The organism is Mesorhizobium sp. BR115XR7A (assembly GCF_020165315.1).
GTDB lineage: Bacteria > Pseudomonadota > Alphaproteobacteria > Rhizobiales > Rhizobiaceae > Mesorhizobium > Mesorhizobium australicum.
The window spans coordinates 41,411-61,304 of sequence record NZ_JAIUHW010000003.1 but is presented as its reverse complement, the minus strand read 5'-3'; the positions used below and the strand labels follow the sequence as shown (position 1 = coordinate 61,304).

Genomic DNA, 19,894 nt, shown 5'->3' with positions numbered 1-19,894 from the left:
GGCCAGCCGACCGTCCGGGTCTCAGATCGTCTGCTTCCTTCCATCCTTCGTCGGCATCAGGTCGATGCCATTGACCTTGGCGATGTGCGTGGCCAGCATCGGCACGAACTGCTCGGCCGGGCCGGTTGCGTGAGCGCCGGCGAAGGCGTTCTTGGTGGCGTTGCCGAGCGGATTGGCGATGCCCGCCGCCCCCGCCATCGATTCCAGATAGGTCAGGTCCTTGAAGGCATTGGCGATGGTGAATTTGTGGGCGTCGCGGTCGCCTTCCAGCGTCCAGCGCATGAAGGTCTGATAGAAGCCGCAATCCATGCGGCCATTGCGGATGACGCTGTCGAAACGCGGCGGCGAGATGCCGACCTTCTCCGCCAGTGCCAAGGCCTCGGAATAAAGGGCGGCGTAGCCCAGCGAGATGAAATTGTTGAGCAGCTTCATGCGGTGGCCGTCTCCGGTATCGCCGATATGCACGATGCGGCCGGCCCAGGTGTCGATCACCGGCTTGACCCTGGCAAAGACGGCATCGGGCGCGCCGACCATGGCGTCGAGCGTGCCTTCCCAGGCTTCCTTCGGCGTGCGGCTGAGCGGCGCGTCGACATAGTCGACGCCGAGCGCCTTGAGTTCCGCGGCAAGTGCCACGGTCGAGACCGGATCCGATGTCGAGCAGTCGACGACGACCGCCCCCTTCTTCAAACCCTCCTTGAGGCCATCGGGACCGCGAATGATAGCCTCCACCTCGCGCGAGCCGGTGACGCAGATGAAGACGATATCGGATGCCGCCGCCACATCGCGGGAAGTCGATGCCTCACGAGCGCCTCGGCCGAGAAGATCCTCCGCCGGTTTGCGGTTCTTGCGGCCGAGGAAGGTCAGGGAATATCCCTTGTCGACGATGTTCTTGGCGATGCCGTGCCCCATCAATCCAAGGCCGACAAAGCCGATCTTCTCACCCGTAGCGGTCGTGTTCATGCTGTCTGTCCTGTTGCGTGATTATCGATAATGTCGCCGCTGTTTTAGCCATAGACGGTTGCAGAAAGCAATATTGTCTGACAATACACGTAAATCCCAGGACTTTCGTGGAGACCAGAAATGACGAAGCGGATCATGTTCACCGGCGGCAGCGGCAAGGCTGGGCGCCACGTCGTGCAATATCTGGTGGAGCAGGGTTGCCAGGTGCTCAACATCGACACCAGGCCGCTCGACAATCCCAAGGTGCGCACGCTGATCACCGACATCACCGACAGCGGCCAGGTGTTCAACGCGCTGTCTAGCTATATGGGGCTGCACGAATTCGACCCCTCGCTACGCCCGCAGCCAGTGGACGCCGTGGTGCATTTTGCTGCCATTCCACGCATCATGATCACGCCCGACAACGAGGTGTTCCGCATCAATGCAATGGGCACCTACAACATCATCGAGGCGGCGGTGAAGCTCGGCATCCGCAAGGTGATCATCGCTTCCAGCGAGACGACCTACGGCCTGGTGTTCGCCAACGAGCCGCGCGATCCCGCGTATTTCCCGCTCGACGAGGACTATGACGTCGACCCGATGGACAGCTATGCGCTGTCAAAGATCGTCAACGAGAAGACCGCGCGCGCTTTCGCGCAGCGCAATGGCACGGATATCTATGCCTTGCGCATAGGCAACGTCATCGAGCCGCATGAGTATTCGCTGTTTCCGAAATGGTTCGCCGATCCTGGTTTTCGCAAGCGTATCGCCTGGAGCTACATCGATGCCCGGGACCTTGGCCAGATCACGCTGCGTGCCGTCGAGAAGGATGGGCTGGGCTACCAGGTGTTCAATGCCGCCAATGACGACACCTCGTCCGACCTGCCGACCGCCGAACTCCTGAAGCGGTTCTATCCCGACGTGCCGGTCAAGGGCGAACTCGGTGAATACGAGACGCTGCTGTCGAACCGCAAGGCGCGCGACATGCTCGGCTTCCGCCCGGAGCACAGCTGGCGCAAATACGTCAAGACCGCCTAAGCGAGCTCGAATCACGGCTGGGTTGTGCATAGAGGCCGGCTTTGCGGCCTCACGCCCGCACCACGCTTGACAGCCTCCCTAAACCGGCCTTTCTGGAATGCATGCGGGACGCGAAGCCGAACAGGGAAAAATCGCCGAAAAAGGCTGTAGCCGCCGATCGTCCGGCCGGTGTTCGGCGAGCCGACGCGGCACGTATTCCGGGCTCCAGCGTGCACACATCACTGGCCAGCGAGATTGGGCTCAGGATCGTGCGCGGCGATTATCCGCCCGGCACCATCCTGCCCAATGAGGCCAAATGGTCGGAGACGTTCAGCGTCAGCCGCTCGGCGGTGCGCGAGGCGATCAAGATGCTGATGGCCAAGAGCCTGCTCGCATCGCGCCCCAAGATCGGCAGCTGGGTCGAACCCAGGGAACGCTGGAACCTGCTCGACCGCGATGTGCTCGCCTGGTACGCGACGTCGCCCGACCGCGAGGTTTTCCTGAAGACGGTGCAGGAATTCCGCCACATCATCGAGCCGGAAGCGACCGCATTCGCCGCCATGCGGCGCACCGACGAGCAGATGGCCGAGATCAGCCAGGCCTGCCGGGAGATGGGAGAGGCGGAAAGCTTGCAGGAACGGACCCGTGCCGACACCCGCTTCCACCTCGCCATATTGCGTGCCTCGGGCAATGATCTGCTGGTGCCGCTCGGCGTGCTGATCGAATCCGCCTTCGATCACCTGTTTGCCTACACGACCCGGGAGCTCGACGATTTGCAGCTCGCCCAGAAGATGCACGAGGCAATCGAAAAGAACATCCGCCTCCAGCGGCCGGATGCGGCGCGCAATGCCGTGCGCAAGCTGCTGGCCAATACCGACAACGTCATCCGTTCGCGATAGATTTCCGCGACACGGCCGTTCGGCGCGGATGTTCGCGCCTCGGAATTCGAAGCAATTCGGGGCCGCACCGCAAAAAATTCAAAAGCCTGTGTCGGATCGGCAGTGTGGTACCCGTCCTTGGGGCATCGAACAGAGACCACGAAGGAGTATCGACATGCCCAGCACCGTACGTCTGCACCGCGTCCTGACCACCAGCCCGGAGAAGGTCTACCGCGCGTTCATCGAGGCCGATGCGCTTGCCAAATGGCTTCCGCCGAACGGCTTCACCTGCACGGTTCATCACTTCGAGGGCAAGGTCGGCGGTACCTTCAAGATGTCGTTCCGCAACTTCACCACTGGCGACAGCCATTCGTTTGGCGGTGAGTATGTCGAGCTCGTCGCGGGCGAACTCCTGCGCTACACCGACAGGTTCGACGATCCCAACCTGCCCGGCGAGATCCAGGTGACCGTGACGCTGAAGAAAGTGTCCGTGGGCACCGAAGTGAACATCACACAAGCCGGCATTCCAGACGCCATTCCCGCCGAAGCCTGCTATCTCGGCTGGCAGGAGTCGCTGCGGAACCTGGCCAAGCTTGTCGAACCCGAGATCAGACAATAGGGCGCCTACCCGCTGGATAGCGGTAATAAACGGGTTCCTCACCTCGTTTTTGATGGGGTGAGGAAAAAGCTTGAGGAGCCATTGGCGGCGAAAGCCTAATCCTCTTTTGGCCGCCCGAATGCCGCACGCAATTCGTCCTTGGCGTCCTCGAGGATCTTCTTGCGTGCCGCGGGAAGGTTTTTTCCGGCTCTGTTGATGTAGAAATTCAGCATCGACATGGCGGACTGGAACGGCTCGGCCTTGCGGCGGTGGCTGTGTTCGGCCGAACGCTTGAGCGAGGCGGCGATCTTCTTGGCGTCGTCGGATTCGAACACGTGGTCCTCGAGATCCATAGCATCGCTGTGCTCGGTCACCTCGGCCGACCATTTCTGCTTGGTGGCGGTCATGGCTGGACTCCTTTGCGGGTTATTGATCGGAAACTCCAGATGCTGGCGCCGGTTCCCGCGCTCGTACCTCCCTGGAGCCACGGATTTGGCCGCCGTGGCGCTGCTGTGCGCCGAGAATGCGTCGATAGTGGCCAAAACAGCAGCGGTTAGGCCGCCGACAGGAAACGCCTTTGTCACGAACCGACTTGAGCCGGCCCAGCCCCGGTATCGACAGTTCCTACGCCTGGATGCGCCTGGCCATCTCGATGCTGCTGGCGACGATCGGCGCGGTCGGCATGTGGGCCGTCGTCGTGGTGCTGCCTGCAGTACAGGCCGAGTTCGGCGTCGACCGCGCCGCGGCATCCATGCCTTACACCGCGACCATGGTCGGCTTTGCCGCCGGCAACGTGCTGGTCGGCCGCGCCATCGACCGCATGGGTTACTGGATTCCGGCGCTGTTTTCCTCGATCGCGCTCTCCGCCGGCCTTCTGCTCGCGGCGCTGTCGACCTCGATCCTGCAATTCACCCTTGCCCAAGGCGTGCTGATCGGTCTCGGCACATCGGTGATCTTCGGGCCGCTGATCGCCGATATATCGCACTGGTTCAATCGCCGGCGCGGCGTCGCCGTCACCGCGGCCGCGGCCGGCAACTACCTCGCCGGAGCGATCTGGCCGACCATCATGCCGACGCTGATCAAGGCGGAAGGCTGGCGCTTCACCTATGCCGCCATCGGCGTCTTTTGCCTGGTCACCATGGTGCCGCTGGTGCTTTTGCTGCGCCGCGGCGCTCCGGAAGCGGCAGCCGCCGGCTCGGCCGGAAGCCGGCCCGTGCAGCCGATGCCGATGTCTCCGGCCGCGATGCAGATGCTGCTGGTCGTCGCGGGACTGGGCTGCTGCGTGGCGATGTCGATGCCGCAAGTGCACATCGTCGCCTATTGCATGGATCTTGGCTACGGCATGGCGCATGGCGCCGACATGCTGTCGATCATGATGGCCGCGGGCGTCGTCAGCCGGCTCGCCTCGGGCTTTGTCGCCGACCGCATCGGCGGTGTCAAAACCTTGCTTATCGGCTCCGTGCTGCAATGCCTGTCGCTGCTGTTCTATATCCCGTTCGACGGGCTCGCCTCGCTCTATGTCGTGTCGCTGGTCTTCGGCTTGTCGCAAGGCGGCATCGTGCCTTGCTATGCGATCATCGTGCGCGAATACCTGCCCGCCAAGGAGGCCGGCCAGCGCATCGGCATCGTGATGATGGCGACGATTTTCGGCATGGCGATCGGCGGCTGGATGTCGGGCTGGATCTACGACCTGACCGGCTCCTATGCCGCCGCTTTCCTGAACGGCATCGCCTGGAACCTGCTTAACATATTGGCGATCGGGCTGTTCATGTGGAAGGCAAGGCACAGAGCTGCCGTAGCCGCCTGAGGAAGGCCAAGCACGGCCACTTGGTGGCTCGGCTTGACAACAGGCAGTCACTGCGCGACGCCAGGGCGGATGGGTGCGGCAATAGGCCGGTGAGATGGCGACAGCTGGAAAGATCGCATTGCGGGCGCGCTTCGATGGCCATGCGCATGGGCCAAGACCGTGATCAAGCCGCGTTCGCGCCGGGGCGGTGGCCGCCCAACCCTGTCGGATGTGGCACGCAAGGCCGGCGTCGGCGCCATCACCGTTTCACGCGCACTGCGCGACCCGGCACGTGTTTCCGAGGAACTGCGCCGTCAGATCCAGGCCGCCGTCGACGAACTCGGCTATGTGCCGGACCCCAATGCGCGTGCATTGGCCTCGGCGCGCGCCGAAGTGTTCGGCGTACTGGTGCCTTCGCTGACCAACAACGTCTTCGCCGAGGTGGTGCGCGGCATCTATGACTGCCTGTCGGACAGCCCGTTCCGCATCCAGCTCGGCAATACGCATTATTCCGGACTGGAGGAAGAGCGGTTGCTGCAGCTGTTCGGTTCGCAACGCCCGGCCGCGCTCATCATTGCCGGCATCGATCAGACGCCTGCTTCGCGAAAACTCCTGGAGAATGCCGGTTGCCCGGTGGTTCAGGTGATGGAGACCGGACCCGATCCGGTGGACATGATGGTCGGCTTCTCGCATCTCGATGGCGGCCGGACGGCGACCGAGCACCTGATAGAGGCCGGGTATCGCCGGATCGGCTTCATCGGTGCACGCATGGACCCGCGCTCGCAGCGGCGCCTGGCTGGTTACCGGGTGGCGATGGAGAAGGCCGGGCTCTCGGACCCGCGCCTGATCACCACCACGCCGGTGCTGTCCAGCGTGCCGCTTGGCCGCGAACTCTTCCGCGATGCGCTTGCCAAGATGCCGACGCTCGACGGCGTGTTCTGCAACAATGACGACATCGCGCTCGGCGTGCTGTTCGAATGCCATCGTGCCTCGATCGAGGTGCCGAAGACCATCGGCATTGTCGGCTTCAACGATCTCGACATGATGCAGGTGGCGTTTCCTTCGATCACCAGCATCCGCACCCATCGCTACGAAATCGGCAGGCGCGCGGTGGCCATGGCTCTTGCGGCGATATCGGGTGACAGGCCGCGGCAGCGGGTCGTCGACCTTGGCTTCGAGCTCAAGCGCCGCGAGAGCACAGCCCGCTGAACACGCTTTCGAGAACACCCGCGAATGACGCTTTACACAACGTCATGGTAGCGCTACCATTTTCCATTGGAGAGCTTCGCCACTCAACTGTTGGGCCTGTTTATTATACATAAGCAACAGCTCATGCTTGTTTATTATGTATAATATGATAGCCTTTTCCCAACCGAAGGAGACGGCAAGGGGAGGGATCGCCGAGGTCTTCGGCATCTGGCAGGCGTGACTGGGTAAGGCGGGAGGTGCCAGCCGGGAGCGCGAAATCGCATAAAAACTGAACCGACAAATCGGAACTGCAATCGGGAGGATTATCGATGATCAAGTCACTTGTCGGCGGCATCGTTGCTGCCAGCGCATTCGTCATGCTCAATTCGGCTGCCATGGCCGCCGGCCCGGAGATCGTCTCCGGTCCCGCCGCCCAGGCCGACTGTTTCGCGCCCTGGGACGCGAACACCAAGTTCTTCAAATTTCCGAAGAAGGAAGGTCCGTTCCGCATCGCCTTCGCCAATGGCTATATCGCCAACACCTGGCGCATCCAGATGGTGCAGACGGCCAAGGCCTATGCGTCGCAGCCCGACGTGAAGGCAAAGATCAAGGAATTCAAGGTCGTCTCGACGGGCGAGGACGTGCCGGCGCAGATTTCGGCGATCAACAACTTCATCGATTCCGGCTATGACGCCATCGTCACCGACGCGCAGAACCCGACCGCCTTCGGCCCGGTCATCAAACGCGCCAAGGAAGCCGGCATCGTGCTGGTCGCCTTCGACAATATTCTCGACACCAAGGACGCCATCAACGTCAATGTCGACCAGAAGGGACTTGGCGAATTGTGGGCCAAGTGGCTGGTCGCCAAGATCCCGAATGGCGGCAAGATCCTGGAAGTGCGCGGCGTCGCCGGCACCTCCGTCGACACCGATCGCCACAACGGCATCCATGAGGTGTTCGACGCCTCCGGCAAGAAGTGGGATGTGACCGAAGTCGCCGGCAAATGGGATGACGGCGTGGCGCAGAAAGTGACCGCCGATGCGATCGCCACCAACGGTCCGTTCGACGGCATCACCGGCCAGGGCGGCGACACCGGCATCGTGCAGGCGATGATGGACGCCAAGCATCCGTTCGTGCCGTTCGGCGGCGAGACCGAAAACGGCTTCCGCAAGTTCTGCGCGGCGCATTCGGCCGATGGCCTGAAGTGCACCTCCGCCGGCTCGGGCCCGGCCCAGGTCGCCGTCGCCATCAAGACGGCGATCGCGGCACTCGAAGGCGAAGTGGTGCCGCAGGAGGTGAAGCTGCCTCTGGCCGTCGCCACGGATCCGGACATGAAGGAAGGCACGGATTACTTCCCGAAGGAGTCCGACAATTTCTTCGTCGGCAATTCCTTCCCGACTTGCGGCATCAATTTCAGCGCCCAGGAAATCATGGGGCAGACCAAGGAAAACCAGTAGTCGCTTTCTATCGTCTGGCGCCGCGGCTGATCCCGCGGCGCCAGCCTGCAATCCCACAATCGCCCTGGGAGGGTTGATGGACGGTGCGGCTCCACTCTTTCGCATGGAAGGCATTTCCAAGCGCTATGGCGGCGTGCGGGCGCTGGAAAAGGCCGAACTGACGGTCGAGGCCGGCAGCATCCACGCCATTCTCGGTGAAAATGGGGCTGGCAAATCGACGCTGATCAAGGTCATGGCCGGTGTCGTGGCGCCCGACGAGGGCCGCATGGTGCTGGACGGACGCGAGGTGACCTTCGCGTCGCCGGGTGCGGCGAACAAGGCCGGCATTGTCTGCATTTTCCAGGAACTGTCGCTGATCCCCGAACTCAGCGTCGCCGACAACATCGTCATTTCCGATCCGCCAAAACGCTTCGGCATGATCGACCGCAGGGCGCAGCGGCGCATCGCCGAGGATGCGCTGGCGCGCGCGGGTGCCGGCGACATCCATCCGCTGGCGCTGGTCAAAGACCTGCCGCTGTCACGACGGCAGATGGTGGAGATCGCCAAGGCGCTGGCCAGGAAACCGCGCATCCTCATCCTCGACGAAGCGACCTCGGCGCTGACGGCGGCGGATGTCGCGAAGATCTTCGGCGTCTTGAAACGACTGCGCTCGGAAGGGCTGGCGCTGCTCTACATCTCGCACCGCATGAATGAGATCGCCGAACTGGCCGACCATTGCACCGTGTTCCGCAATGGCCGCAATGTCGCCAGCTACGAGGCCGGCTCTAAGAGCGACAACGAGGTGGTCGAGCTGATGATCGGCCGTGAATATAGCCATATTTTTCCGCCCAAGCCGGCGGCGGCACCCACTGGCGCCGCCCCCCGGCTCGAGGCGCGCAGGCTGTCCTGGGCCGACCGGCTGCACGATATCTCGCTGACGGTCAGGGCAGGCGAGGTGGTCGGCCTCGGCGGGCTCGACGGCCAGGGCCAGCGCGAACTGCTGCTCGCCTTCTTCGGTGTGCTGCGCGGCCTCTCCGGCGAGGTGCTGATCGACGGCAAGCCGGTGACGATCACCAGCCCGGCGGCGGCCCGCGAGGATGGCATCGGCATGGCGCTCATCCCGGAAGACCGCAAGACCGAAGGACTGATGCTGCCGATGACGGTGCGCGAGAACCTGTCCTTCGCCGCGCTTGACCGGCTGTCGAAAGGCGGCATCATCGATCGCGCCACCGAACAGCGGCTGATCGACGACATGGTCGGCCTGCTGGCGATCAAGACGGCGGGCCTCGACATTCCGGTCGGCGCGCTGTCGGGCGGCAACCAGCAGAAGGTGGTGATCGCCAAATGGCTGATGCGCCAGCCGCGCATCATCCTGCTCAACGACCCGACACGCGGCATCGATGTCGGCACCAAACAGGAGATCTATCAGCTGATGCGCAAGCTGGCGGATGCGGGCGCGGCGATCCTGTTCTATTCGACCGACTATGACGAGCTGATCGGCTGCTGCGACCGGGTCCTGGTGCTCTATGACGGCGCCGTCAAGCGCGAGCTGGTCGGCGGCGAGATCACCGAGCGGGCGCTTATAGCGAGCGCGCTCAACATCCATGGCGAGGAGAGCCCGGTGGGCCTGGGAGCAAGCGTGTGAAAGACTGGCGCTACTGGCTGGCCGAGCAGCGCGGAACGTTGCTGGCTCTCGGCATCTTCATCGTCATGTTCGTCATCTACACCTCGAACCATCCGGCGGGCTTCACCGCCAATGTCGTGCAGACGGCGGCGAACAAGGGCGTGCTGCTTGCCTTTGTCGCCATGGCGCAGACGCTGGTCGTCATCACTTCCGGCATCGACCTGTCCGTGGGCATGATCTTCCTGCTCACCAACTGCCTGGCCTCCTGGCTGGTGGTAGGCACGCCGTTGCAGACCACGCTCGGCGTCATCGCCGTGCTTGTGGCGGGCCTTCTGTGCGGCGCCGTCAACGGCGCCATCGTCATCTATGGGCGGCTGCAGCCGATCGTCGCCACCATCGCCACCGGGGCTGTCTACTACGGCATCGGACTGTTGTTGCGACCTTTCCCGGGCGGTTCGGTCAATGAGGACCTGGCCGACGCGCTGACCGGCCGCGTGTTCGGCTTTGTGCCGGCGAGCCTGGTGGTGCTGCTCGCCATCGTGCTGGTGATCTGGGTGCCGTTCAGCCGCTCGATCCTTGGCCGCGCGGCATACGCGGCGGGCTCTTCGGAAACGGCGGCCTATATGTCCGGCGTGCCGATCCGGCGCGGCAAGTTCGCCGCCTATACGCTGGCCGGGCTGCTGGCGGCGATCGGCGGGCTGTTCCTCACCTTCTTCACCTATACGGGCGAGGCTGCCTACGCGAGCGGCAACTCCTACACGTTGTTCTCGATCGCGGCGGTCGTGCTGGGTGGTGTGTCGCTGTTCGGCGGCAAGGGAAGCGCCATCGGCGCCATCTTCGGCGCCCTTGCCTTCCGCACCATCGGCGACCTGTTGTTCGTGTTCGACTTCGATCCGCTCTGGCAGCCGCTGTTCCAGGGCGTTATCCTGCTGGTCGCCGTCAGCCTCGGCGCCTTCGCCCTGTTTCGGGTCCGCAACCGGCTGGAGTGGTTCCTGTGAGCGAGACGACCTTGGGTGGCATTGCCGGCCGCATGCCGAAATTCATTCGCCGCGCCGACCCGGCGGTGCTGACCGCCTTTGCCTGCATCGTGGTGCTGCTGTTGGTCGGCAGTCTTTATTCACGCAGCTTCCTGTCGCCTGAATATCTCCTGCAGCAGCTCAAGGTGGCCTCGTTCCTCGGCGTCATCGCCACCGGCATGATGCTGGTCATCCTGCTCGGCCAGATCGACCTGTCGGTGCCGTGGTCGGTGGCGGCGGGCGCGATGATGGCCTGCGCGGCGGCCGCCTACGGTCCGGCCGGGGTGGTGCTGGCGATCCCGTTCGGCATCTTCTGCGGCGTGCTGATCGGCATCGTCAACGGCATCGGCGTGGCCTATTTGCGCATTCCCTCAATGATCATCACGCTCGCCACCAATGCCGTCGCGCAAGGGCTGATGGTGGTCTACACCGGCGGCTTCTCGCCACAGGATTCGGCGACCGGCGCCATGCGCTACCTGGCCACCGGCTTCACCATTCCGGGCGTCCCCAACGCCGTCATCATCTGGGCGCTTATAGGGATCGCGATGGTGTTCGTGCTGACGCGCACCGGCTTCGGCCGCGCGGTCTATGGCATCGGCAACCGCGAGCGTGCCGCCTATCTCTCCGGCATCGACACGAGACGCGTGGTGATGATCGCCTTCGCCGTCTCCGGAGGGCTCTCCGCCTTCGGCGGCGTGCTGCTGGCCGGCTACGCCTCCAAGGCGGCGCAGTCGATGGGCGATGCCTATCTGCTGCCGTCGATCGCGGCCGTGGTGCTGGGCGGCACCTCGATCCTGGGCGGGCGCGGCTCCTATCTCGGCACTGTCGCCGGCGTGATCCTGATCACGCTGTTGCAATCCATCCTCTCGGTCATGCAGATGCCGGAGGCGGGACGGCAGATCATCTATGGCGTCGTCATCGTCGCCATGCTCCTGCTTTATGGCCGCGCGCCGGCGAGCCGCTGACGGTGGACGAAAACGCAGCGCAGGCGCCGACGGGCGCTTCCGGTCTGGCGCCTCCGGCCATCGTGGTGATGGGGGTAGCCGGCTGCGGCAAGTCAGCCGTCGGAATCGCGCTGGCCACCGCACTGGATGCCGTCTTCATCGAGGGCGACAGGCTGCATCCGCCCGAAAACGTCGCCCGCATGGCACGCGGCGAACCGCTCACCGATCAACTGCGCGAAGGCTGGCTCGACGCGATCGGCGAGCAGATCCAGGCATCGATCGGCAAGCGGCAAGGTGTGGTCGCCGCCTGCTCGGCGCTGAAGCGCGGTTATCGCGAGCGCCTGCGCGGTTTTTGCCCTGATATCGTCTTCCTCTATCTGGAGATCGATCCCGCCGCCGCGCGGCGGCGCGTTGGCAACCGCAAGGGCCATTTCATGCCGGCAAGCCTGGTCGACAGCCAGTTCGCCATCCTGGAGCCGCCTGGGCAAGACGAGCGGGCATTGACGCTCGACGCGACGCGGCCGGTCGACGAACTCGTCGCCCAGGCAATGCGCTTGATACGGCCGTCATGAGCCTTCTTCAGCGCTGATGCCGATGCCGCCCTGGGCCTCCGTCAACCGCTCATGGCGCGACCAGGACATCATCTGCTCGGGGCACTCTTTCAGCGCCTGCAGCAGGCGGTCGCGTTTGAGCAGGATGTAGCGTGCCTGCAGGGCCATGTTCTTGGCGCCGTCCCTGACTGTGTCCGCTGCCTGGAGCGCCGGTGCCGCCGGCACCAGCTCGGGGCTCAAGACGGCGCGATATTCCCGGAAGGGAACGACCTCGAAGGTCGACATCGCAAACAGGGCCGTCTTGCCGCGCGCGGCGAAATTCGCCGGTGCCGAGGCAAGGTGCGTCCAGCCGCTTTCGCCAAGCGCGGTTTCGGTGAAGGTCGAGCCGGCGTGGATTGTGTTGGTCATCATCACGACGCCGTTCTGCCTCAGCATCTTCTGAATGCGGATGGTGACCTGATAGGCGTCGTCACGGTCGAAGACGATCCGGCTTTTCAGGAACCGGTTCTCGACACGAACCATTGGCGGATTGAGAAAGCGCTGGCCGAATGCCGTCTCGGAAACGCCATGCGTGTTGACGCTGACCTGATGCGCTTCGATGCCGGCCTCATGCATGGCGCGCTTGCCGATCATTGTCTGGGCGGTGAACTGATCGCACCAGAGGATCGCGCCATGGCCGCGTTGCAAAGCGGCCTGCAAATCCTCGAGCCCTTCCAGCCGGATCGCCGGCGTCCAGCGACGGGCGACCAGATGCGCGGCAAGCTCCATGCGGCGGCGATGGCGCGCCGCGAGCAATGCCTCGAACAGCTTGCGTGCATCGATGTCGCTGCCGAGCACCGCGCGCGTTGCGGCGGCATATCCAGGGAAATCCTTGCGCATATGGCGCTTCAGACGAAACCTCGACGCCCAATCGCAGATCGGCGACCACCAGCGCACCGGCAGCACCGCCGCGACCGCCAGGTAGAAGAGGGCGGCCAGGCTTTCGCGAAGATCCCTGGTGGAGAAGCGGCGGAGCTTGCCGGCGTTAAGCTGCTTGCGGCTGAAGAAGCGCACGTCCTCGGCATATTCGGGGACAAAGACGTCGGTGATGATCTCGGTGCGGAAGCTGGCTGCCGATGGCTTGCGGCGGGCTTTTCGGGATTTCGTGAACCGCGACAGCCTCATTCGCCCGGCTCTAGATCTGGGATGTCAACTCGACCGGAAAATCGTCGTTGTCGGCATCGCGCATGGCGGCGAGGCTGCGGTTGTCCAGCACCTCGGCGATCGCCTGACGCACTTCCAGCATCATGTGCCGGACCTGGCAGGTCGCTTCGTCGCAATCCTCGCAGCGCTGGTACTGCGTGCGGCTGGCGCAAGGTATCGGCGCCAGCGGACCGTCCAGCACACGCACGACATGGCCGATCTTGATCTCGGAAGCGGGGCGGGCGAGGCGATAGCCGCCTTCCTTGCCCTTGCGGCTCTGGACGAAGCCGGCGTTGCGCAATTCGCCCAGTATGGCATCGAGGAATTTCTTCGGGATGTTGTTGGCGACGGCGATGTCGTTGACGAAGGCCAATTGGCCAACCGGAAGATTGGAAAGATGCACGAGGGCCTTGAGGCCGTATTTGCCTTTTTTCGTCAGCATGCCCGAGTCAACCCGTTGAAGCCCCAACCACCCCGCATCTGGCGGCTGTTTGTGTGCAAATGATGACGGCATTGCTTCCACACGCTGCCGTTTCGCGAAAACAAGCCATTGGAAAGGCATGTTTGGCACAGACGCGTTGATTGTTTGTAACGTTTTGCACGAGGGCGCCGGATTTGCCTTATCGCCTAAACAAGGAAAGCCGGCCCCGGGCCGGCTTTCCTTGATCTTACTGTTGGCCCGTGGAGACTTACCGGCTGCCATAAGCTTGGTCGAGCAGGCCGCCGGCGGCGAAATGCTCTTTTTGGACCTTGTCCCAACCGCCGAAGACGTCTTCCACCGTCAGCAGGCGCACGTCCGGAAAATCGGCCTTGTATTTGGCCGCGACAGCCGCGTCGCGTGCGCGCAGGCCATTCTCGGCGGCGATGCCCTGGCCCTCGGGCGTATAGAGGAAGTCGAGATAGCTCTTGGCCAGGTCGCGCGTGCCGTGTTCGTCGGCGACCTTGTCGACGATCGCCACCGGGAATTCCGCCAGCAGGCTGACCGAAGGGGTGACCTGCTCGAACTTGTCGTCGCCATATTCCTTGCGGATGCCGCGCGTCTCGGATTCGAAGGTGATCAGCACGTCGCCGATCTCGCGCTGCACGAAGGTGGTTGTCGCGGCGCGACCGCCGGTGTCGAAGATCGGCACGTTGTTGAACAGCTTGGTGATGAACTCCTTCACCTTGGCGTCGTCGCCCTTGAAGGCTTCCTTGGCGTAGGCGGTGGCCGCCAGATAGGTGTAGCGCGCATTGCCCGACGTCTTCGGATTGGGGAAGATCACCTGCACGTCGTCGCGCACGAGGTCGCTCCAGTCCTTGATGTGCTTTGGATTGCCCGCGCGGACGAGAAACGACGGCAGCGAATAGAAGGGCGAGGCGTTGTCTGGAAAATCCTTCTGCCAGTCGGCCGAGACGAGGCCTTTCTTGACCAGGAAGTCGACATCGGTGACCTGGTTGAAGGTGACGACATCGGCGCCGAGGCCCTCGGCGATGGCGCGCGCCTGCGCCGAAGTGCCGGCATGGGACTGGTCGATGCTGACGCCCGGATGCTTGGCGATAAAGGCCTTGTTGACCTGCACGAACAGTTCGCGGCCGACGTCATAGGAGGCATTGAGCAGCTTGTCGGCCGACCAGGCCTGGGAGGATGCGAGGATGAGGCCGGCTGCGGCGGCAACGCCGAGGAAAAATCGCTTCATGAAATGGCTCCGGATGTAATGTTTTATCGTTCGAGCATAGCGAGGGTACAAAGGGACGGCGAGGCATAGATTCAGGGCTTGGCACTCGTTGCTAGAAAACCGTTTCCCAGACAGGCTGATCCTAGGTTTTTCTTTTGAGCGGCATCATATTGGAGCTCGGTTCACGTCAACCTTTTCCCAATGGAAAGGACAAATAGATACACATTGTGTATGCGGCATGTTATGGTGAAGGAAAGGAGCCCTCCATGGCGAAAGCCGCAGCCGAAACTCACGCTAAGCCTGTCAATCTGCGCATTCGCGAAGATATGCGCATACTGATTGACCGCGCCGCGAAGCTACGCGGGAAAACCCGTTCCGATTTCATGATCGATGCCGCCTACCGCGCGGCCGAGGATACGCTCCTGGACCAAACACTGATCAAGGTGGATGCCGAGAGTTACCGGCACTATCTCGACATCCTCGATGAACCGCCAAGCGGGGAGGGTTTTGCGCGTCTTATGAACGTGCCCAAGCCATGGCAGGACTGATGCTGTCGGCGCCCACGCCGCTGGCCGAGAACCACGATCTCGAACTTTTCCAAAGCGGAACGGAAAGTCTCGACCAATGGCTTCGCCGCCGCGCACGGGCCAACCAGGTCAGTGGCGCATCTCGTACTTATGTGGTCGCGGAAGGCATACGCGTTGTCGGCTACTACTGCCTGTCTTCGGGCGGGCTTGACCTGGCGGAAGCGCCCGGCATTGTTCGGCGCAACATGCCGGATCCCATTCCAATGGTCGTGCTCGGGCGTCTCGCGGTGGACACAGGCTGGCAAGGGAAGGGACTGGGTGCAGCGCTTCTGCAAGATGCCGTCCTGCGCGCCGGTCAAGCCGCGACGATCCTCGGGATATGCGGAATTTTTGTTCATGCGATATCGGACGAAGCGAAAGCCTTTTATGAGCGCCATGGCTTTGCGGCTTCCCCGAAAAATCCCATGACATTGGTACTGTCGTTGAAAGGCCTGGTGAAAGGGTAGGCGGCCGCCTGCGACCGGGATAGGGATTGACGGCGGTCCTATCGCTACGCAGCCGGAAACAGCTTCCAGCGCCCCGGCCGGAACGCCACGCGGCTCTTCTGCGCCGCCGGATGATCGACCGGCAGTTCGATCTCGACCCGCTGGCGTTCGCCGCCGATCTCGAGCTCGACGCGCCTTGTGCCGGCGACGCGGCGGCTGGCGGCCACGGTGCCGGCGATGCAGCCGCTGCAGCCGTCCAGCAATTCGACGTCGTGCGGCCGGAAGTAGAGCATCGCGTCGCCCTCGGGCGCATGCGGCGCCGACAATCCGATCGGACGGTCGGCCAGCCAGATCTCGCCATTCTCGACCTTGACGGGAAGGGAGCTCGATTCTCCGATGAAGCCGTAGACGAAAGGCGAGTTCGGCGTGTCGTAGATGTCGTCGGCGGTGCCGACCTGTTCGATGCGCCCCTGGCTCATCACCACGACGCGGTCGGCAAGCTCCAAAGCCTCTTCCTGGTCGTGGGTCACGAAGACGGTGGTGTGGCCGGTGCGGTCATGGATTTCGCGCAGCCAGCGACGCAGTTCCCGGCGCACCTGCGCATCGAGCGCGCCGAACGGCTCGTCGAGCAGCAGCACCTTGGGTTCGATGGCCATGGCGCGGGCGAGCGCCACACGCTGGCGCTGGCCGCCCGAAAGCTGCGCCGGATAGCGCTTCTCCAGCCCTGAAAGCTGGACAAGATCGAGAAGCTCGGAGGCGCGGCGGCGGATTTCGGGGGTCGACGGCCGCGTCGGCCCGTGCCGCACCTTGAGGCCGAAGCCGATATTGTCGGCCACCGTCATGTGGCGGAACAGCGCGTAGTGCTGGAAGACGAAGCCTACGTTGCGCTCCTGGATCGATTTCTGCGAAGCGTCCTCGTCACCAAAGAAGATTTTCCCACGCGTCGGGCGCTCCAGTCCGGCGATCAGCCTGAGCAGCGTCGTCTTGCCGGAGCCGGACGGTCCGAGCAGCGCGATCAGTTCGCCCGACTTGATGTCGAGCGAGACGTCGTGGAGCGCCGGAAACCGCTCGAACTCCTTGCGCACGTTGGCAACGCGAACTTCCATGCAATGAACCTTCTAATGTCCGCGCGTCGCGGCGAGTTCGGCGCCGTAGCGCATCTCGAGCAGTGTTTTCAAGACCAGCGTGACGAGCGCCAGCCCGGCAAGCAAGGAAGCGACGGCGAAGGCGCCGACGGCGTTGTACTCGTTGTAGAGGATTTCGACATGCAGCGGCATGGTGTTGGTCAGGCCGCGTATGTGGCCCGACACTACCGAAACCGCGCCGAACTCGCCCATGGCGCGCGCATTGCACAGGAGCACGCCGTAGAGCAACCCCCATTTGACGTTGGGCAAGGTCACGTACCAGAAAGCCTGCCAGCCATTGGCGCCAAGCGACAGCGCCGCCTCCTCGTCACCATTGCCCTGCTCCTGCATCAGCGGGATAAGCTCGCGCGCGACGAAGGGGAAGGTGACGAAGACGGTGGCCAGCACAATGCCCGGCACGGCGAACAGGATCTGGATGCCATGTGCCTTCAGCCATTCGCCGAGCAACCCTTGAGCACCGAAGAGAAGCACGTAGACCAGACCCGAAATGACCGGCGAAACCGAGAAGGGCAGGTCGATCAGCGTGGTCAGGAAGGCCTTGCCCTTGAACTCGAACTTGGCGATCGCCCAGGCGGCCGAGATGCCGAAGACGATGTTGAGCGGGACCGAGATCGCGGCCACCAGCAAGGTCAGGCGGATCGCCGAACGCGTGTCGGCATCGCTTAGCGATTGCAGGTAGGTGCCAACGCCTTTGGCGAAAGCTTCCTTGAAAACGATGATCAGCGGCAGCAGCAGGAAGACGGCGAGAAAGACGAAGACGATGGCCATCAGCACGGCGCGTGCCGGCCGGCTCTCGGTCACCGCCGCCGAGCGGCTCTCATGATACGGTTCGTATGATTTGATCTCGGGATCAGCCATAGCGCTTGCGGCTCCATGTCTGCACCAGATTGACGATCAACAGCATGATGAACGACAGCGCCAGCATGATCGCGGCGATCGCGGTCGCCGCCGGGTAATTGTATTCCTCGAGCCGGATGACGATCAGAAGCGGCGCGATCTCGGATTTGTAGGGCAGGTTGCCGGCGATGAAGATGACCGAGCCGTATTCGCCGACGCCGCGCGCGAAGGCCAGCGAGAAGCCCGTGATGATGGCCGGCGCCAGGCCGGGAAAGAGCACGCGGGTGATGATCTGGAAGCGGCTGGCGCCGAGGGTGGCCGCGGCTTCCTCAACTTCCTTGTCGATTTCTTCCATGATCGGCTGCACGGTGCGCACGACGAAGGGCAGGCCGATGAAGATCAGCGCAATGACGATGCCGAGCGGCGTGTAGGCGACCTTGATGCCGAGCGGCATCAGCAATTTGCCGATCCAGCCATTCGGCGCGTAGAGCGTGGTCAGCGCGATGCCGGCCACCGCCGTCGGCAGCGCGAAGGGCAGGTCGACCATGGCGTCGACGATGCGGCGGCCGGGAAAACGGTAGCGCACCAGCACCCAGGCGACGAGCGTGCCGAAGACGACATTGACGACAGCCGCGATGAACGCCGTGCCGAAGCTGATTCGAAGGGCATTGATCGTGCGGCGATCGGTGGCGATGGCCCAGAAATCGACCCAGCCGAGAGCGGCCGAACGCCAGATCAGCCCGGATAGCGGGATGAGGATGATGAGGGTGAGGTAGGCAAGCGAGAAGCCGAGCGTCAATCCGAAACCCGGAATGACGCTCGGCTGTCTGAACCGCCACCCCGCCCGCGCGGGTGCTGTGGTCATGTCGTCCCGATCTAGGTTTAGCTCACTGGGCCGGCTTGTAGATCTGGTCGAATATACCACCGTCGCCGAAATGATAAGGCTGCGCTTTCTTCCAGCCGCCGAAAAGCGGATCGTCGATGGTGATCAGCTTGATTGGCGGCAGCTTGGCGAGATCCTCGGGCGGAACCAGTTCGGGCTTGGACGGCCTATAATGGTTCTTGGCGATGATGGTCTGGCCTTCCTTGGAATAGAGGTAGCTCAGATAGGCCTCGGCCACCTTGCGTGTGCCCTTGGCGTCGACATTGGCGTCGACCACGGCCACCGGTGGCTCGGCCAGGATGGAGGTCGGCGGATAAACGATGTCGAAATTGTCGGCGCCGAACTCGTCGAGCGCCAGATAGGCGTCGTTTTCCCAGGCGATCAGCACGTCACCCAGGCCTTTTTGCGCGAAGGTCACGGTCGAGCCGCGCGCGCCGGTGTCGAGCACGGGAGCATTGGCGTAGAGCTTGCCGACGAAGTCCTTGGTCTTGGCTTCATCGCCGCCATCATTGGCGTTGGCATAGGCCCAGGCCGCGAGATAGTTCCAGCGTGCGCCGCCCGAGGTTTTGGGGTTGGGCGTGATCACCTGGACACCGTCCTTGACGAGGTCGTTCCAGTCGTGGATGCCCTTGGGATTGCCCTTGCGGACAAGGAAGATGATCGTCGAGGTGTAGGGCGCCGAATTGTTTTCGAATTTGGTGCGCCAGTCTGGATTGATCTTCTTTGACTTCGAGACGATGGCGTTGATGTCGCCTTCGAGCGCCAGCGTCACCACATCGGCGTCGAGGCCATCGATCACCGCGCGGGCCTGGGCACCCGATCCGCCATGCGACTGCTGGATGGTCACCGTCTCGCCGGTCTCCGCCTTCCAATGCGCGGCGAAGGCCTCGTCATAGGCCTTGTAGAGCTCGCGCGTCGGATCGTAGGACACATTGAGAATGGTGGTGTCGGCAAACGCGAAACCGAGCGTGCCGAACTGGATAGATGTGGCGACCAGTGCGCCGAGCAGTTTCCTGAAATGAGGTTTGGTCATTTCTGCCTCCGTTGAACCCGCGCCAAATCTACCTAATTGATAGAAATAAGATGCATTGAATGTTGCCTTTTTTGTCCTTCTGAAGAAAATCTTCGGCGATCTGTCACTGTTGTGAGAACTATTTTGCTCGCGGTCGCTCCGCGCCGGAGTCGGCCCAACATCCGGCCTAT

At 63.1% G+C, this 19,894-nt stretch carries 21 protein-coding genes; 12 read left to right on the top strand and 9 right to left on the bottom strand.

The window, feature by feature from the left end:
• Positions 1 to 21: 21 nt before the first annotated feature.
• Positions 22 to 960 carry an NAD(P)-dependent oxidoreductase gene (locus LB557_RS07135; RefSeq protein WP_140615500.1) on the bottom strand — a complete coding sequence of 313 codons (939 nt, stop codon included), beginning with the start codon at positions 958 to 960 and terminating at the stop codon, positions 22 to 24.
• 120 nt (positions 961 to 1,080) lie between these two features.
• On the opposite strand from LB557_RS07135, the gene LB557_RS07130 reads away from it, so the two are divergent.
• The 3 genes from LB557_RS07130 to LB557_RS07120 all read left to right on the top strand — a co-directional run bounded on the left by LB557_RS07130 (position 1,081) and on the right by LB557_RS07120 (position 3,453).
• Positions 1,081 to 1,977 (top strand): NAD-dependent epimerase/dehydratase family protein, encoded by an 897-nt coding sequence (locus LB557_RS07130; protein WP_015317109.1) that lies wholly within the window; start codon positions 1,081 to 1,083, stop codon positions 1,975 to 1,977.
• 101 nt (positions 1,978 to 2,078) lie between these two features.
• Positions 2,079 to 2,855, top strand: coding sequence for a FadR/GntR family transcriptional regulator (locus LB557_RS07125; protein ID WP_224641236.1), 777 nt, complete (start codon positions 2,079 to 2,081; stop codon positions 2,853 to 2,855).
• Between the two features lie 154 nt (positions 2,856 to 3,009).
• Positions 3,010 to 3,453 (top strand): SRPBCC family protein, encoded by a 444-nt coding sequence (locus LB557_RS07120; RefSeq protein WP_015317111.1) that lies wholly within the window; start codon positions 3,010 to 3,012, stop codon positions 3,451 to 3,453.
• A gap of 95 nt (positions 3,454 to 3,548) precedes the next feature.
• Here the strand turns inward: LB557_RS07120 and LB557_RS07115 are convergent, their stop codons facing one another.
• The gene (locus LB557_RS07115) at positions 3,549 to 3,839 is read right to left on the bottom strand and encodes a DUF3175 domain-containing protein (RefSeq protein WP_015317112.1); all 291 of its coding nucleotides are present in this window, start codon (positions 3,837 to 3,839) and stop codon (positions 3,549 to 3,551) included.
• Positions 3,840 to 4,009: 170 nt separating this feature from the next.
• Here LB557_RS07115 and LB557_RS07110 point away from each other — a divergent pair, with 170 nt between their 5' ends.
• From LB557_RS07110 to LB557_RS07080, 7 genes are all read left to right on the top strand, one after another.
• The gene (locus tag LB557_RS07110; RefSeq protein WP_224641238.1) at positions 4,010 to 5,239 is read left to right on the top strand and encodes an MFS transporter; all 1,230 of its coding nucleotides are present in this window, start codon (positions 4,010 to 4,012) and stop codon (positions 5,237 to 5,239) included.
• A 159-nt stretch (positions 5,240 to 5,398) separates the two neighbouring features.
• Entirely contained in the window at positions 5,399 to 6,427 is a 1,029-nt protein-coding gene (locus tag LB557_RS07105) for a LacI family DNA-binding transcriptional regulator (protein ID WP_015317114.1), read from the top strand.
• 308 nt (positions 6,428 to 6,735) lie between these two features.
• Complete coding sequence (locus tag LB557_RS07100) at positions 6,736 to 7,863, top strand: sugar ABC transporter substrate-binding protein (RefSeq protein WP_015317115.1); 1,128 nt, start codon at positions 6,736 to 6,738, stop codon at positions 7,861 to 7,863.
• Between the two features lie 76 nt (positions 7,864 to 7,939).
• Positions 7,940 to 9,487, top strand: coding sequence for a sugar ABC transporter ATP-binding protein (locus LB557_RS07095; protein ID WP_224641239.1), 1,548 nt, complete (start codon positions 7,940 to 7,942; stop codon positions 9,485 to 9,487).
• Positions 9,484 to 10,464 carry an ABC transporter permease gene (locus LB557_RS07090; RefSeq protein ID WP_015317117.1) on the top strand — a complete coding sequence of 327 codons (981 nt, stop codon included), beginning with the start codon at positions 9,484 to 9,486 and terminating at the stop codon, positions 10,462 to 10,464. The genes LB557_RS07095 and LB557_RS07090 overlap by 4 nt, the downstream gene beginning before the upstream one ends.
• Complete coding sequence (locus LB557_RS07085) at positions 10,461 to 11,447, top strand: ABC transporter permease (protein ID WP_015317118.1); 987 nt, start codon at positions 10,461 to 10,463, stop codon at positions 11,445 to 11,447. Before LB557_RS07090 ends, LB557_RS07085 begins: the two co-directional genes overlap by 4 nt.
• 2 nt (positions 11,448 to 11,449) lie before the next feature.
• Positions 11,450 to 11,998 carry a gluconokinase gene (locus LB557_RS07080; protein WP_224641241.1) on the top strand — a complete coding sequence of 183 codons (549 nt, stop codon included), beginning with the start codon at positions 11,450 to 11,452 and terminating at the stop codon, positions 11,996 to 11,998.
• Here the strand turns inward: LB557_RS07080 and LB557_RS07075 are convergent.
• From LB557_RS07075 to LB557_RS07065, 3 genes are all read right to left on the bottom strand, one after another.
• Entirely contained in the window at positions 11,993 to 13,141 is a 1,149-nt protein-coding gene (locus LB557_RS07075; protein ID WP_224641243.1) for a hypothetical protein, read from the bottom strand. The two genes, LB557_RS07080 and LB557_RS07075, sit on opposite strands and share 6 nt — an antisense overlap.
• Before the next feature lie 10 nt (positions 13,142 to 13,151).
• Complete coding sequence (locus LB557_RS07070; RefSeq protein ID WP_023769580.1) at positions 13,152 to 13,601, bottom strand: RrF2 family transcriptional regulator; 450 nt, start codon at positions 13,599 to 13,601, stop codon at positions 13,152 to 13,154.
• A gap of 247 nt (positions 13,602 to 13,848) precedes the next feature.
• Positions 13,849 to 14,835: a sulfate ABC transporter substrate-binding protein gene (locus LB557_RS07065; protein WP_224641245.1), complete on the bottom strand. Its 987-nt coding sequence runs from the start codon at positions 14,833 to 14,835 to the stop codon at positions 13,849 to 13,851.
• 245 nt (positions 14,836 to 15,080) lie between these two features.
• On the opposite strand from LB557_RS07065, the gene LB557_RS07060 reads away from it, so the two are divergent.
• The gene (locus LB557_RS07060; protein WP_140714495.1) at positions 15,081 to 15,362 is read left to right on the top strand and encodes a DUF1778 domain-containing protein; all 282 of its coding nucleotides are present in this window, start codon (positions 15,081 to 15,083) and stop codon (positions 15,360 to 15,362) included.
• A complete protein-coding gene (locus LB557_RS07055) occupies positions 15,362 to 15,847 on the top strand; it encodes a GNAT family N-acetyltransferase (RefSeq protein ID WP_224641323.1) in 486 nt (161 codons plus the stop codon). Before LB557_RS07060 ends, LB557_RS07055 begins: the two co-directional genes overlap by 1 nt.
• A gap of 44 nt (positions 15,848 to 15,891) precedes the next feature.
• Here the strand turns inward: LB557_RS07055 and LB557_RS07050 are convergent, their stop codons facing one another.
• The 4 genes from LB557_RS07050 to LB557_RS07035 are packed head-to-tail and all read right to left on the bottom strand — an operon-like array spanning position 15,892 to position 19,724.
• Complete coding sequence (locus tag LB557_RS07050; protein ID WP_015317125.1) at positions 15,892 to 16,932, bottom strand: sulfate/molybdate ABC transporter ATP-binding protein; 1,041 nt, start codon at positions 16,930 to 16,932, stop codon at positions 15,892 to 15,894.
• 12 nt (positions 16,933 to 16,944) lie between these two features.
• Positions 16,945 to 17,829: a sulfate ABC transporter permease subunit CysW gene (cysW, locus tag LB557_RS07045; RefSeq protein WP_015317126.1), complete on the bottom strand. Its 885-nt coding sequence runs from the start codon at positions 17,827 to 17,829 to the stop codon at positions 16,945 to 16,947.
• Entirely contained in the window at positions 17,822 to 18,673 is an 852-nt protein-coding gene (gene cysT, locus LB557_RS07040; RefSeq protein ID WP_015317127.1) for a sulfate ABC transporter permease subunit CysT, read from the bottom strand. The genes cysW and cysT overlap by 8 nt, the downstream gene beginning before the upstream one ends.
• 22 nt (positions 18,674 to 18,695) lie before the next feature.
• On the bottom strand, positions 18,696 to 19,724 hold the full coding sequence (locus LB557_RS07035; RefSeq protein ID WP_015317128.1) for a sulfate ABC transporter substrate-binding protein: 1,029 nt from the start codon (positions 19,722 to 19,724) through the stop codon (positions 18,696 to 18,698).
• Positions 19,725 to 19,894 lie beyond the last annotated feature (170 nt).

Excerpts from the sequence above, each read along its gene's own strand:
- LB557_RS07135 (WP_140615500.1), bottom strand. The coding sequence starts at position 960 with ATGAACACGACCGCTACGGGTGAGAAGATCGGCTTTGTCGGCCTTGGA.
- LB557_RS07130 (WP_015317109.1), top strand. The coding sequence starts at position 1,081 with ATGACGAAGCGGATCATGTTCACCGGCGGCAGCGGCAAGGCTGGGCGC.
- LB557_RS07125 (WP_224641236.1), top strand. The coding sequence starts at position 2,079 with ATGCGGGACGCGAAGCCGAACAGGGAAAAATCGCCGAAAAAGGCTGTA.
- LB557_RS07120 (WP_015317111.1), top strand. The coding sequence starts at position 3,010 with ATGCCCAGCACCGTACGTCTGCACCGCGTCCTGACCACCAGCCCGGAG.
- LB557_RS07115 (WP_015317112.1), bottom strand. The coding sequence starts at position 3,839 with ATGACCGCCACCAAGCAGAAATGGTCGGCCGAGGTGACCGAGCACAGC.
- LB557_RS07100 (WP_015317115.1), top strand. The coding sequence starts at position 6,736 with ATGATCAAGTCACTTGTCGGCGGCATCGTTGCTGCCAGCGCATTCGTC.
- LB557_RS07095 (WP_224641239.1), top strand. The coding sequence starts at position 7,940 with ATGGACGGTGCGGCTCCACTCTTTCGCATGGAAGGCATTTCCAAGCGC.
- LB557_RS07075 (WP_224641243.1), bottom strand. The coding sequence starts at position 13,141 with ATGAGGCTGTCGCGGTTCACGAAATCCCGAAAAGCCCGCCGCAAGCCA.
- LB557_RS07070 (WP_023769580.1), bottom strand. The coding sequence starts at position 13,601 with ATGCTGACGAAAAAAGGCAAATACGGCCTCAAGGCCCTCGTGCATCTT.
- LB557_RS07065 (WP_224641245.1), bottom strand. The coding sequence starts at position 14,835 with ATGAAGCGATTTTTCCTCGGCGTTGCCGCCGCAGCCGGCCTCATCCTC.
- LB557_RS07060 (WP_140714495.1), top strand. The coding sequence starts at position 15,081 with ATGGCGAAAGCCGCAGCCGAAACTCACGCTAAGCCTGTCAATCTGCGC.
- LB557_RS07055 (WP_224641323.1), top strand. The coding sequence starts at position 15,362 with ATGCTGTCGGCGCCCACGCCGCTGGCCGAGAACCACGATCTCGAACTT.
- LB557_RS07050 (WP_015317125.1), bottom strand. The coding sequence starts at position 16,932 with ATGGAAGTTCGCGTTGCCAACGTGCGCAAGGAGTTCGAGCGGTTTCCG.
- cysW (WP_015317126.1), bottom strand. The coding sequence starts at position 17,829 with ATGGCTGATCCCGAGATCAAATCATACGAACCGTATCATGAGAGCCGC.
- cysT (WP_015317127.1), bottom strand. The coding sequence starts at position 18,673 with ATGACCACAGCACCCGCGCGGGCGGGGTGGCGGTTCAGACAGCCGAGC.
- LB557_RS07035 (WP_015317128.1), bottom strand. The coding sequence starts at position 19,724 with ATGACCAAACCTCATTTCAGGAAACTGCTCGGCGCACTGGTCGCCACA.